Annotated in this window: 10 protein-coding genes and 1 tRNA gene; 9 read left to right on the top strand and 2 right to left on the bottom strand. The window is 52.5% G+C overall.

Translation table 11 applies throughout. From position 1 onward, the window contains the following. Positions 1-3: 3 nt before the first annotated feature. The gene (locus tag OH31_RS03145) at positions 4-954 is read right to left on the bottom strand and encodes an ATP-binding cassette domain-containing protein (RefSeq protein WP_024929593.1); all 951 of its coding nucleotides are present in this window, start codon (positions 952-954) and stop codon (positions 4-6) included. A gap of 297 nt (positions 955-1,251) precedes the next feature. On the opposite strand from OH31_RS03145, the gene OH31_RS03140 reads away from it, so the two are divergent. The 8 genes from OH31_RS03140 to pth all read left to right on the top strand — a co-directional run bounded on the left by OH31_RS03140 (position 1,252) and on the right by pth (position 8,573). Next, a complete protein-coding gene (locus OH31_RS03140; RefSeq protein WP_242402189.1) occupies positions 1,252-2,958 on the top strand; it encodes a tetratricopeptide repeat protein in 1,707 nt (568 codons plus the stop codon). Continuing rightward, a complete protein-coding gene (lolB, locus tag OH31_RS03135) occupies positions 2,958-3,599 on the top strand; it encodes a lipoprotein insertase outer membrane protein LolB (RefSeq protein WP_024929591.1) in 642 nt (213 codons plus the stop codon). The genes OH31_RS03140 and lolB overlap by 1 nt, the downstream gene beginning before the upstream one ends. Before the next feature lie 73 nt (positions 3,600-3,672). After that, entirely contained in the window at positions 3,673-5,079 is a 1,407-nt protein-coding gene (locus OH31_RS03130) for a carbonic anhydrase (RefSeq protein ID WP_242402188.1), read from the top strand. A gap of 40 nt (positions 5,080-5,119) precedes the next feature. Then, on the top strand, positions 5,120-6,019 hold the full coding sequence (gene ispE / locus OH31_RS03125; RefSeq protein ID WP_024929589.1) for a 4-(cytidine 5'-diphospho)-2-C-methyl-D-erythritol kinase: 900 nt from the start codon (positions 5,120-5,122) through the stop codon (positions 6,017-6,019). 14 nt (positions 6,020-6,033) lie between these two features. Continuing rightward, positions 6,034-6,110 (top strand) — tRNA-Gln (locus tag OH31_RS03120). Between the two features lie 127 nt (positions 6,111-6,237). Continuing rightward, a complete protein-coding gene (locus OH31_RS03115; RefSeq protein ID WP_019881577.1) occupies positions 6,238-7,173 on the top strand; it encodes a ribose-phosphate pyrophosphokinase in 936 nt (311 codons plus the stop codon). 111 nt (positions 7,174-7,284) lie between these two features. Then, a complete protein-coding gene (locus OH31_RS03110; protein WP_019881576.1) occupies positions 7,285-7,893 on the top strand; it encodes a 50S ribosomal protein L25/general stress protein Ctc in 609 nt (202 codons plus the stop codon). A gap of 107 nt (positions 7,894-8,000) precedes the next feature. Next, on the top strand, positions 8,001-8,573 hold the full coding sequence (gene pth / locus OH31_RS03105; RefSeq protein WP_024929587.1) for an aminoacyl-tRNA hydrolase: 573 nt from the start codon (positions 8,001-8,003) through the stop codon (positions 8,571-8,573). A gap of 3 nt (positions 8,574-8,576) precedes the next feature. On the opposite strand, the gene OH31_RS03100 is transcribed toward pth, so the two are convergent. Continuing rightward, complete coding sequence (locus tag OH31_RS03100) at positions 8,577-11,345, bottom strand: EAL domain-containing protein (protein WP_024929586.1); 2,769 nt, start codon at positions 11,343-11,345, stop codon at positions 8,577-8,579. A gap of 216 nt (positions 11,346-11,561) precedes the next feature. On the opposite strand from OH31_RS03100, the gene ychF reads away from it, so the two are divergent. Continuing rightward, on the top strand, positions 11,562-12,647 hold the full coding sequence (ychF, locus tag OH31_RS03095; RefSeq protein ID WP_024929585.1) for a redox-regulated ATPase YchF: 1,086 nt from the start codon (positions 11,562-11,564) through the stop codon (positions 12,645-12,647). Positions 12,648-12,698: the final 51 nt, after the last annotated feature.

Below are 12,698 nucleotides of genomic sequence, written 5' to 3'. Positions count from 1 at the left end.
GGCTTAAGCCGCTTTGGCCTCATCCGTACCTGCTGCCTCGTGGTAAGTCAGCTGTACAAACACGTCTTCCAGGCTGGTCTGATCAGGGGCGATATGATACAAGCCCCAGCCGTTTTGTACGGCGGCCTGCACGATGGCTTCATGCGGTTGTGTGCCTTCATGAAAACGAATGCGCCACAGCCCATCCGCCGACTCCACCTCAGCCACACCGGCAATCGCTGCCAGTTGCGCCGCTTCTGGTGCATTGCGCAAACCAACCAGCAACTTGTTACCGATGCGCTGCTGTTTCAGCACATCAATACCGCCGTTAAACACCAGCTTACCTTTATCGATAATCTGCACGTGGTCACACACCATTTCCACTTCCGGCAAAATATGCGTAGAGACAATCACGCTATGCGCCTGGCCGATCTCTTTGATCAAGGCACGGATATCACGGATCTGGATCGGATCCAGGCCGACCGTCGGTTCATCCAGAATCACCACCATCGGGTTATGAATAATGGCCTGGGCAATCCCCACGCGCTGCTGGTAACCGTTAGACAGGTTTTCAATCAGGCGTTTGCTCATATGGGTGAGGCCGCAGCGCTCTTTGGCATGCTCAACCGCTTTTTTAATATGCTTGCTGGAGACATTATGCAAACGTGCAGCAATGGTCAGATACTCATCTACCGTAAATTCTTTATATAAAGGACGCATTTCCGGCAAGTAGCCGATCAGGGCTTTGGCTTCTTTCGGATGCTCCATCATATCGATGCCACAGATTTTGACGCTACCGGCACTGGGCGCCAGATTACCGGTCAACATTTTCATGGTGGTCGACTTACCAGCACCGTTAGGCCCCAAAAAGCCTAATACCTGCCCCTGTTGCAGACTAAACGTTACGTCACTGACCGCTGCGCGGCCACCATACAAACGGGTCAATTCGATTGCTTCAACTGTCAAATTTGCCATGATTCTTTCACACACCTACCGACTAAAGACAACTGCATTGCGCCAACAGTACCACTGCCGACCAGCAAATCCCTAGACAAAGATTTCATCAAAAAGTTATAGTGCCAATACTACTGTTGTAGCATGCGGTTTTAGCCCGAGCCAAACCGTCAATTACAATTCAGTTACAAATCGCACATTATGGATGAACTTGCAGCAACTGTCACGGACTAAACAACAATTCAGCATCACACAACGACCGCTTAAATCGCCGCCATGACACTGTTCATCAACAGACCAACCAAACAGGAATTCAGTATGCCTCAAACCAGCCGTTTCACGCTTAAACCCACTGCAAAGCGCCGCACAGCCCTGGCGCTTTGCCTGGCATTGCTGACAACCCCGGCCTGGTCAGCCAGCAGTTCCCCTACGATCACCACACCCACGGCAGAATTTGTCTACAAATACCTGCTGGGCGAAGTCGCGGCTCAGCGTGGCGAATTTGTGTTGGCAGGCCAGCTGTTCCTCGACTTAGCCAAACAGACACGCGACCCATTGCTGGCTGAACGCGCGACCCAGGCCGCCACGATTGCGCGCACGCCGCAACTGGCCTTGCCTTCGGCCGAACTATGGTCAGAGCTGGCCCCGGACTCGATTCCTGCCGCACAAACGGCGAGCCAGTTATTCATTGCCAACGGCAACCTGAAAAAAGCCATTCCGCAAATCCAGAAAGTACTCGCCAACGACAATATCCGCCCGAATGCCTTCATGGAATTGAACAGCCTGATGATGCGCGTCACGGACAAAACCAGTGTGCTGGAAGCGATTCAGCAGCTGGCCAAGCCTTACCCAAAACTGCCTGAAGCCCATTTTGCGGTTTCACAAGCCGCTTATTTTGCCCACAACGAAAGCCTGATGGTTGCCGAACTCAAAGAAGCGTCCAAACTGCGCCCGGGCTGGGAGCCGCCAGCGCAAATCCGCGGCCAGATGCTGAGTGAGCAAGACCCGCAAAAAGGTATTGCATTTTATCGTGATTTTTTAAGCACCTTCCCGGAAGCTGACCAAATCCGCCTGGCGCTAGCGCGTGCCTTACTGGTACAGAAAAACACCACCGATGCCAAGGTAGAGTTCACCAAATTGCTCGAGCGTCATAAAAACAATCCGGAAATGAATGTCATCGTTGGCCTGCTGGCGCTGGATGCCAAAGAGTACAGTTTTGCTGACCGCTACCTGGAGCACGGCCTTGAGGTTGGTTTTAAAGAGCCCAACAAAGTGTATTTCAACCTGGGCCGCTCGGCTGCCGAGCAAAAAGATGATGCACGCGCACTGCAGTGGTTTGACAAAATCGGCGAAGGCGAGCAGTTTCTGACAGGTCGCCTGGCATCAGCCGGCATTATCGCGCGCCGGGACGGCATTGATGCAGCAATTACCATGCTGGACAATGTCGATGGTTTAACACCGGAACAACAAGCATTAGTGGTACAAAATGAAGCTTTGATGCTTAACCAGGCCAAACGCACCGACGAAGCCTACACCCTGCTGGAAAAGGCGGTGCAAAGCTTCCCCGAGAGCCCGGAACTACTGTACGACTACGCCTTAAATGCGGAACGCAAAGGCAAATTTGACATCATGGAAGAGACTTTATCCAAGGTCATTAAAATGAAGCCAGACATGGCTGCCGCCTACAATGCGCTGGGCTATTCTTATGCGGATCGCAATATCAAGCTGATGGAAGCCAAGAGCCTGATTGAAACTGCCACCAAGCTGTCTCCAGAAGACCACTACATTATGGACAGCCTGGGCTGGGTGTATTACCGCCTCGGCGACCTGGGCCATGCCACTGAGGAGTTACGTCGCGCATACACCATTCAGCAAGACCCTGAAATTGCTGCCCACCTGGCTGAAGTATTATGGAAGCAAGGCCAACGTGACGAAGCGCAGAAAATTCTGGATCAGGCACTCTCCGCCAATCCTGACAACGAAGTGTTGGTCGCCACTGCGCAAAAACTGAAATCTGCCCTGTAATGCTGGTCACACTACCCACGCTGGTGCGCTGGAAGTCGCGCACAGGCCGCCGAGTCATGGCTGGCCTGCTGAGCGTGGCGCTGGCCGGTTGCTCCACCTTGCCAGCGCCGCCGATCCAGACCACGGCAAGCACCGCCACCCAGCAACGCATACAGCGCTTGCAAGCCAGGCAGCCATTTGCGCTAGAAGCCAAGTTGGCGGTGCAATATGCGGGCAAAGGCTATACCGCCCGCCTGGAATGGCAGCATGATGCGCAAGAAGATACCATGCGCATTTTCAGCCCCTTGGGCCAGCAAGTCGCCCTGATTCACCGCACACCACAAACGGTTACACTGACCGACCAAAGTGGCAAACAACACACCGCGGCCGATGTCGCCAGCCTGACCGAGCGACTGCTTGGCTGGCGCCTGCCGCTCGCCGGGCTAAGCCAATGGATTTTAGGCGCGCCTCACCGTGACAGCCCGTTTCAGGCCAATTATCTTGAAAATGGCGCCCCGGCCAGCCTGACGCAAGATCAATGGCAAATCACCTATGATGATTACCAGCAAACAGCCCTCAATGGCGCACTGGAACAACTCCCTTACACCACGCGCCTGCAACAGCAGGATGTACGCCTGAAACTGGTGATTCAGCACTGGTAAGCAGTCACTCACACACGCATCACCCGACCTTGCGCTGATTAAAGATTCAGCGCAAGGCGTCGATAATGGCACTATGAGCTGTTATCTTCTCACCCCCACTTATTACCGACTTTGGCTGGCATTTAGCTTATGGCTAGTGCTGGGCCTCATGCCTGGCCACGGCCATGCATCACAGTGGTTATCGATCAAGAAAACCGATGACAACCAGCTCATGATAGACAAGCAATCTCTGCTGGAAGAAAAACCTTATATCAAAGCCTGGGTCAAGGTCGATTACCGCAATCCGCAGAAAAATGTGGAATCGGTAGACCGTGTCTACAACCATGCCAAGGCCCTATGGTATTTTGATTGCGACAAACGCAAAGCGGCGACCATCCAGGTCTTTCAATACGATGACGAAGAGCTGGTCTATTCTGCAGGCACCACCTCAAAACAGGCAGACTTTATTGAGCCGCTGCCGGAGTCCGAAGTAGAAGTCGCACAACAATATGTGTGCAAATGGCAATCCAAGGAAAAACAGCGTATAGAAGCCGCCGCCAGGCGCGCCGCCAACCCGGTGGTGCCTGCCGTTGCCAATAGCAAAGACAAACCTGTCGCGCCTGATAGTGTTGCCGAGCCTGCCGCTGCGCCACCAGCCCCCAAACCCGAAGACAAAGCTACTGAAGCAAAACCGGCAGATGCCAAGCCTGCGGCCAAACCTGCCGATGACAAAGCGACAACCGCCAAGCAAGCCGCCACCGGTAAAACAGACAAAGGCGCTGATAGCAATAAAGACAAGGAAAAGGCAGCTAAAACGGACAAGGCCAATGATAAGTCCTGGGCCTATAGCGGTCCACGCGGGCCTGAAAAATGGGGCAGCCTGAATCCGGACTATGCGGTGTGCAATGCCGGTAGCCAGCAATCGCCGATTAACGTCGACAATACGATCACAGCCGCCCTTAAACCGATTAAGCGCTTGCAGAAGTTTCCGCTCAAAAATATTGTCCTCAAGGACCACAGCCTGATCCTGGATGCGGGCACCGGCAATATGATGGTGCTGGACCAAAAGCCATACCAGCTGAAATATATCAGTGTGCATGTACCTAGCGAACATCAGATCAAACAGAAATCATATGCCGCAGAGTTGCAGATGGTGCATGAAGATAAAGCCGGACATCGCGTGATTATCGCGGTCATGCTGGAAGAAGGCAGCACACACACCGGGCTGGAAAAGCTGTTAGGCAGCTTGCCTAAAGAAAAAGAACAAAGCAAACCGTTGGCAATACGTGTCACACCTGCCGACCTGATGCCGACCAAACCTGCGTATTATCGCTACAGTGGCTCGCTGACGGCGCCGCCATGTACCGAAGGCGTGCAGTGGGTGATCATGAAAGAAGCTATCAAAGTGTCTAAATTCCAGCTAGGCAGTTTGCAGCAAGCCATCGGCGAGCCCAACCAGCGTCCGGTGCAGGATGGTCAAGGCCGCATGATCCTGGAATAAGCACGCCAGAACGCTGCAGGCATGCTTTACAATAACGGGTATGGAACTGCTGACCTACCCCGCTCCCTGTAAAATCAATCTGTTTCTGCATATTACCGGCCGCCGTGCTGACGGCTACCATGCGCTGCAAAGCGTCTTTTTGCTGCTGGATCACGGTGATGAGCTGCGCATACGCGTACGCCAGGATGGGCAAATTGTGCACATGAACCCGCTACCCGGCGTGCCGCCAGAAAAAGATTTAACCATACGCGCCGCGCGTGCCTTGCAGCAAGCCAGCCAATGCACACTGGGCGCAGACATCGAATGTATCAAGCGCACGCCCATGGGCGGCGGCCTCGGCGGCGGCAGTTCGGATGCTGCCACGGTACTCATGGCACTGAATCAGCAATGGCAACTAGGCTATTCAAGGCAACAGCTGATGGCGATTGGGCTCACATTAGGGGCGGATGTGCCCGTATTTATCTTTGGCCAAACGGCCTGGGCAGAAGGCGTGGGGGAACAATTATCAGCCGTTGCCCTGCCAGCTGACATGCTGGAAAAATACTACGTGGTGATCACACCACAGGTAGAGGTGCCAACCGCAAAAATATTTGCGCATCAAGCATTGACAAGAGACTCGAAACCATTGAGAATGGCGGACTTTTCAAACGGCGCTAATTCCAGCGCGTTCTGGCAGCAAGCCAAAAACGATATGGAAGCGGTTGTTTGTGCGTTATATCCCGACGTTGAAAATACGTTGCTCTGGTTAAAACAATACGGCGATGCCCGTATGAGTGGCTCAGGCGCTTCGGTATTCGTCGCGGTGGATAGTGAAAAAAAAGCGCACGAATTGATTGAAAATAGACCAAAAAACACTTCCGGTTTTTGGTCAAAAGGGTTAAAATACCATCCGCTTTTTGCCTCGGTCGCCGATGACGGCCAGGTAACAAAAAGCGTGTGATTAAGACAAGTTATTGGGGAGTCGCCAAGCTGGTTAAGGCACCGGATTTTGATTCCGGCATGCGAAGGTTCGAATCCTTCCTCCTCAGCCAAACATAAGCGTGTAGATTTAACGATTTACACGCTTAAATTTTTTGTAGATTCCGGACCTGTGGCTGGAATCAGGTTCCAAGACATCGTCATCGCTTAAAAAAGGGTACAACGTTGAGTAACGCCAACATGATGGTATTTACCGGCAATGCCAATCCGGTACTGGCACAAGAAGTTGCCACGCATTTGGGTATTGAATTAGGGCGTGCCGATGTTGGCCGATTTTCAGACGGTGAAATCATGTTGGAGCTGCTGGAGAATGTCCGCGGCCGTGACGTGTTTGTATTGCAGTCTACCAGCTACCCGACCAATGACAGCCTGATGGAAGTCATGGTCATGGTCGATGCGCTGCGCCGCTCTTCTGCTGGCCGCATTACCGCAGCCATCCCTTACCTGGGTTATTCGCGCCAGGACAGACGTCCGCGCTCAGCCCGTGTAGCGATCACAGCGAAAGTGGTCGCCAATATGCTGACCAGCGTCGGTGTGAACCGCTTGTTGACCATGGACTTGCACTCAGACCAGATCCAGGGCTTTTTTGATATCCCGGTCGACAATATTTATGCGACCCCGATTTTGCTGGAAGACCTGGCCAAGCAAGGTCACGAAAATCTGGTAGTCGTTTCACCAGACGTTGGTGGTGTGGTGCGTGCGCGTGCAGCCGCCAAACAATTGAATGCCGACCTGGCCATTATCGACAAACGCCGCCCGAAAGCGAACGTTGCCAAGGTCATGAATATTATCGGTGAAGTTGAAGGCCGCACCTGCGTCATCATGGATGACATGGTGGATACAGCGAACACCTTGTGTGAAGCCGCTGCCGCCCTGAAAGACCGTGGCGCGACCAAAGTGGTTGCTTATGCCACCCACCCGGTATTGTCCGGTGGTGCCGGTGAGCGCATTACGGCTTCCGCACTGGATGAGTTAGTGGTCACCAACACCATTGCATTAAATGCTGGCGCACAGGCCTGCAGCAAAATCCGCCAGTTGAGCGCGGCTACCTTGCTGGCAGAGACCATCAAGCGTATCAGCCAGGAAGAATCCGTTTCTTCCTTATTTATGGACTAAAAGTACATAAATACAATGTAGAGCATGGATTAAGTTTTACACCACCTGCTGGTCGCGGCAGGTGGATTTTAGTGCAGTACCGCCATTCGTGGCGTTTTTAGGAGCCTCAAAATGAGTATCGAAATTAAAGCAGTCAAACGTGACGTTCAAGGTACGGGTGCGAGCCGCCGCCTGCGTCGCGCTGGCAGCGTGCCTGGTGTTGTTTACGGTGGCGATCAAGCCGCTGTATCTATCGAGTTGAACCACAAAGAACTGTTCATGGAATTCCGCCATGAAGCGTTTCACGCATCTATCCTGAGCCTGGTGCTGGATGGCAAAGCTGAAAGCGTTTTACTGCGTGACTATCAACTGCACCCAGTGCGCAACACGATTCAGCACATCGATTTCCAGCGCGTATCCGCGACTGAGAAAATCCACGTGAAAGTGCCTTTCCACTTCATCAATGAAGATGTGGCCCCTGGCGTTAAAACTGGTGGTGGTAACATCTCCCACATCCAGACCGAAGCTGACGTAAGCTGCCTGGCGAAAGATTTGCCAGAGTTTATCGAAGTAGATCTGGCCAAACTGGAAGCTGGTCACTCTATCCACTTGTCCGAAATCAAACTGCCAAAAGGCATTGAGTTCGTTCAACTGGCACACGGTGATGACGCTGCAGTGGTTTCAATTGCTAAACCACGTGGTGGTAGCGAAGAAGCTGCTGAAGAAACACCAGCAGCCTAAGCAGGCCTGGCGGTTATCCGCTACAATAAACGCGCACAATCCTGTGCGCGTTTTTTTTGGTGTGCGTTTTTGTACGCCAATCTGAGCCAGATCGTAAATACGCAAATATGAGTGGAATAAAACTAATCGTTGGCCTGGGCAATCCGGGTGAAAAATACACCATGACCCGTCACAATGCCGGGTTTTGGCTGGTGGATTTACTGGCAGAGCAATCCGGTAGCCGCCTAGCGGCTGAGGCCAAACTGTTTGGCATCGCTGGCAAATGGCAACCTCACAGCGATAAATGGCTACTCAAACCCAGCACCTTTATGAATGCCAGCGGCAAGTCGGTGGCTGCCATTGCCAATTACTACAAAATCCAGCCCGCAGAAGTGCTGGTGGTACATGACGAACTGGACCTGCCGCCAGGACAAGCCAAACTGAAATTTGGCGGTGGCCACGGCGGCCATAACGGCCTGCGCGACATTCACGCGGCGCTGGGCACGCCTGATTACTGGCGTTTGCGCATCGGCATCGGCCATCCTGGCAATAAGGCTGAAGTGGTGAATTTTGTCTTGAAAGCGGCGGGCAAAGACGAACAGCAAGCCATTGATGACAGCATCATCAAAGCCACCACCGTCAGTGACCTGCTGGCACAAGGCCAATTTGAAAAAGCCATGCTGCAACTGCACAGCAAATAACCATTAACGTGAAATAATCGCCGGATGCTGGTGCCACTCATGGTGCCAGCTCACAAAGGCCTCGGGGCGTAGCGGTGGCGAGAAGTAATAGCCCTGGCCGAAATCGCAGCCCATCTCCTGCAAGATGCGTAATTGGCGCTGATTCTCAATGCCTTCTGCAATCACCTGCATGCCCAGGCTATGCGCCATCACAATAATCGCGCGGCACAGCGCTTCGTCCTCACCTGAGGTGCCCAGCTCGCGCACAAATGAACGGTCAATCTTTACGTAATCGATCGGGAATTTTTTCAGGTAAGACAAGGCTGAATAACCGGTACCAAAATCGTCCAGCGCCACTTGCACGCCCGCCCGCTGATATTGCGCTAAGCGCTCACTGACATGCGAACTGGCATCCAGCAACAAGCGCTCGGTGATTTCAACCACCACCATATTGCCTTCATGATGGTTTTTTGCCATTTCAAACAGCCAGTCCTCATTCTTTCTATGCTCGGTGGCAAATTGCACCGGCGATTTATTCACCGCTACCTGAAACATCGGATGCAGCGACTGGCGCCACTGACGACACTGCGCAATCGCCGTTTTAAACACCCATTCGCCAATCGGCACAATCAGTAAATTGTCCTCGGCAATGCAGACAAACTCCATCGGCGGAATCAGGCCTTTGACCGGATGCTGCCAGCGCAACAAAGCTTCCGCCTTCACCACCATATTGGTCTGTAAATCCACTACCGGCTGATATTCGAGGAAAAACTCGTCATTGCTGATCGCCTGGCGCAAATCCTGCGACAAACGCATACGGTGCTCGGCACTTTGCTGCATACGCGGCGTGAAATAGGTAAAGCAGTTACCACTTTTTTGCTTGGACGCATACATCGCCTGGTCCACGCGCTTCATCAGGTCTTCTTTATTGCCAGCATCATCAGGAAAGATCGCAATGCCAAGGCTGGCAGAGACATAAGCATGCGTATCATCCAGCTGAAAAGGCTGCGACAAGGCTTCCAGTATACGTTGCGCCAATGCTTCCACATGGCTGGCATGGGCATCGCTCAGCATCAGCACAAACTCATCGCCTCCCAGCCGCGCAACCAGGTCTTTGTTGCCCACGCAGCCTGTCAGGCGTTTACCTGCCTGCAACAATAACTTGTCACCCTGGTCATGGCCCTGGCTATCATTCACCTCTTTAAACCGATCCAGGTCTAAAAAGATAATCGCCAGTTTCTGGTTATTATTTTTAATGCCATGTAGTGCCTGATCCAGCCGGTCAAAAAACAGGCGGCGGTTAGGCAAGCCGGTCAGCGTATCGACGTTAGCATACTGCCAGACCACTTCTTCTGACTGCTTGATCTTCGAAATATCCGCCAGCGTGCCCAATATCCGTGTCGGCTTGCCCTGCTCGTCCTGCATCAGCACCATACCGCGGTCAAACACCCACTTCCAGCTGCCATCCTTGCATAACATGCGATACTCAATCGCATATTGCTCACGCTCACCATCCAGCACCTGCTGATGCAAATCCATCGCCACCGGCGCATCATCCGGGTGTATGCGCTGGTTCCAGGTGGCCGGTTTATGGTCCAGTTCATTCGCGGCAAAGCCCAGAATTTTCTTCCAATGATCAGAAAACACCACTTTGGATTCGAGCACATTCCAATCCCACACGCCATCCCCGGTGCTTTCCATGGCAAACTTCCAGCGCTGCTCGCTGCTGTTCAGTGCCAGGCTGTATTTTTCCAAGGCGTTACGCGTGCGATTACGTACCACGGCGAATTGCACCAGCCCAGCCAATAACAGGCTGATCACCACGCCTAATACACCCATATCGTTAGCATCACGGTAATCAGTCGCCGCTTCAAAGGCAGGCGTAGAACGTGCCTGCAAACGCCAGACCTGGCCACTCACATTCAAAGTATAGGCGACCGTAAACTCGGCCTCGCTGTCATGCACGTGCGCATCCTCAGAGCCACTGTGATACAAAGGCACTTGCCCTTCTTCACGCCCCTGGTCAAACACATCAAAATGCACCAGCCGCTGCTCCATCGGGTGCAAGGCCTCCGCCAACAGGGCAGCCACATCAAAACGTAAAAACACCCAGCCATTTAACCAATGGCGGCGATCGCCTGTTTGCAGGCCCTCATGCTGACGGTACACCGGCGCATGGAAAATATAATTTTTATAAGGCTGCACGCTGGTATTGGCGGCGTAATGCCCAGACAACACCAAACGGTCACCGTCGCCCGCTTCCAGCAAATCCGCGCGTAATTGCGCATCCAGAAAAGTGTTTTTCAGCAGGGTGTCACGGTTGGCATCGTTACGCGGCTCCACATACAACACAGGCGCAATCTCGTCATCACCTTTGATGAAATCCAATTGCTTGAGCAATTGTGGCAACGGCATATCCAGGTCTTTAAATGTTTCCGGATGATGCAGGTGGATATATTTGATAAAGCCCAGTGCGTTCAGGCTGTTGTATTCGGTACTTTTGAGGTAGTCATCAACATAGAGTCTAAACTCTTCGGCTGAGACAAATTGCGAAGATATATACAGCTGCTCCACACCCTTAAGAATTTGCCGGTAAGCATTGAGCCGTTGTTGAATCGCCTCAGACGCAGACAGCGTAGCCTGCTTGAACTTGACCGCCTGCAAGGCCTCAGCATGATGGCGCTCGCTCATCCACAGCAAAAAGGTGGTCTGCAATGCGCATAACAGGACTGCCGCCGCAATCCATCGTGACGATAAAACTTGTTGTAATGATGCCATATTGAAACGAAACATTTCACATCCTTGTCAGGAAGGCGCATGACGCATACGATTATGCCCCCGCAGTCATGCATTTGTTTATTTATAATAAAACTTAAATCTTGTATGCAACTTGCGTCAAATCAAGATTGATTCTGGCTCTATCTCCATACTAACGGTAAAATATTGGTTTTATTCAATCTTTGCCGCAAATTAATGGTGCGGCAATATTCACGCTAAGGTTCATCCACTATGAAATGCGGTATTGTCGGCCTGCCTAATGTAGGCAAATCCACCTTGTTTAACGCCATCACCAAAGCAGGCATCGCGGCAGAAAACTATCCTTTCTGTACCATCGAGCCTAACGTCGGCATCGTCGAGGTGCCAGATCCGCGCCTGCAACCGCTCATCGACATCGTCAAGCCGCAAAAGGTACAACCTGCGATTGTCGAGTTTGTCGACATTGCCGGTCTGGTGGCGGGCGCCTCCAAAGGTGAAGGCCTGGGTAACAAGTTCCTGGCCAATATCCGCGAAACTGATGCCATTGCCCACGTCGTGCGCTGTTTTGAAGACGGCAACGTCATTCACGTGTCCGGCAAGGTAGATCCATTAGCCGACATCGAAGTGATTAACACCGAGCTGGCACTGGCCGACATGGAAACCGTAGAAAAAACCATGCAGCGCGAAGGCAAAAAAGCCAAAAGTGGTGACAAAGATGCCATCGCCCTGATCAAAGTGTTAGAAAAAGTCGTGCCTTGCCTCAACGACGCCAAAGCCGTGCGTACACTGGGCCTGGATGCCGATGAACTCAACTTGCTCAAACCATTGTGCCTGATCACCGTGAAACCAGTGATGTACATCACCAACGTGATTGAAGGCGGTTTTGAAAACAACCCGCACCTGGACAAAGTGCTGGCATTAGCCAAAACTGAAAACGCGCCTGTGGTTACCATCTGCGCCAAAATCGAAGGTGAAATCTCCGAGCTGGACGAAGAAGACAAACTGCTGTTCCTGGAAGAACTGGGCCAGGAAGAGCCAGGCCTTAACCGCGTCATCCGTGCCGCTTACGATTTGCTCGGCCTGCAAACCTACTTCACCGCCGGTGTACAAGAAGTGCGCGCCTGGACGGTTAAAAAAGGCGCGACTGCCCCACAAGCTGCCGGTGTCATCCACACCGACTTCGAACGTGGCTTTATCCGTGCCGAAGTGATTGCTTACAACGACTACGTGCAATTTAAAGGCGAAAAAGGCTCACAAGAAGCTGGCAAAATGCGCCTGGAAGGCAAAGAGTACATCGTGCAAGACGGCGATGTGATGCATTTCCGTTTCAACGTTTAAAGCAAGCCCGCGCCAACATGCACTAAACAAGAAAATTGGCGTGGATTTACT

Source organism: Methylophilus sp. OH31, assembly GCF_000576615.1.
Classification (GTDB): Bacteria; Pseudomonadota; Gammaproteobacteria; order Burkholderiales; family Methylophilaceae; genus Methylophilus.
Note: the sequence above shows the minus strand (reverse complement) of the source record. Positions and strands in the feature narration are given on the sequence as shown.

Bases quoted from the DNA above. Each gene is read 5' to 3' on its own strand.
- lolB (WP_024929591.1), top strand. From the start codon at position 2,958: ATGCTGGTCACACTACCCACGCTGGTGCGCTGGAAGTCGCGCACAGGC.
- pth (WP_024929587.1), top strand. From the start codon at position 8,001: ATGAGTGGAATAAAACTAATCGTTGGCCTGGGCAATCCGGGTGAAAAA.
- ychF (WP_024929585.1), top strand. From the start codon at position 11,562: ATGAAATGCGGTATTGTCGGCCTGCCTAATGTAGGCAAATCCACCTTG.
- OH31_RS03145 (WP_024929593.1), bottom strand. From the start codon at position 954: ATGGCAAATTTGACAGTTGAAGCAATCGAATTGACCCGTTTGTATGGT.
- ispE (WP_024929589.1), top strand. From the start codon at position 5,120: ATGGAACTGCTGACCTACCCCGCTCCCTGTAAAATCAATCTGTTTCTG.
- OH31_RS03100 (WP_024929586.1), bottom strand. From the start codon at position 11,345: ATGTTTCGTTTCAATATGGCATCATTACAACAAGTTTTATCGTCACGA.
- OH31_RS03140 (WP_242402189.1), top strand. From the start codon at position 1,252: ATGCCTCAAACCAGCCGTTTCACGCTTAAACCCACTGCAAAGCGCCGC.
- OH31_RS03115 (WP_019881577.1), top strand. From the start codon at position 6,238: ATGATGGTATTTACCGGCAATGCCAATCCGGTACTGGCACAAGAAGTT.
- OH31_RS03130 (WP_242402188.1), top strand. From the start codon at position 3,673: ATGAGCTGTTATCTTCTCACCCCCACTTATTACCGACTTTGGCTGGCA.
- OH31_RS03110 (WP_019881576.1), top strand. From the start codon at position 7,285: ATGAGTATCGAAATTAAAGCAGTCAAACGTGACGTTCAAGGTACGGGT.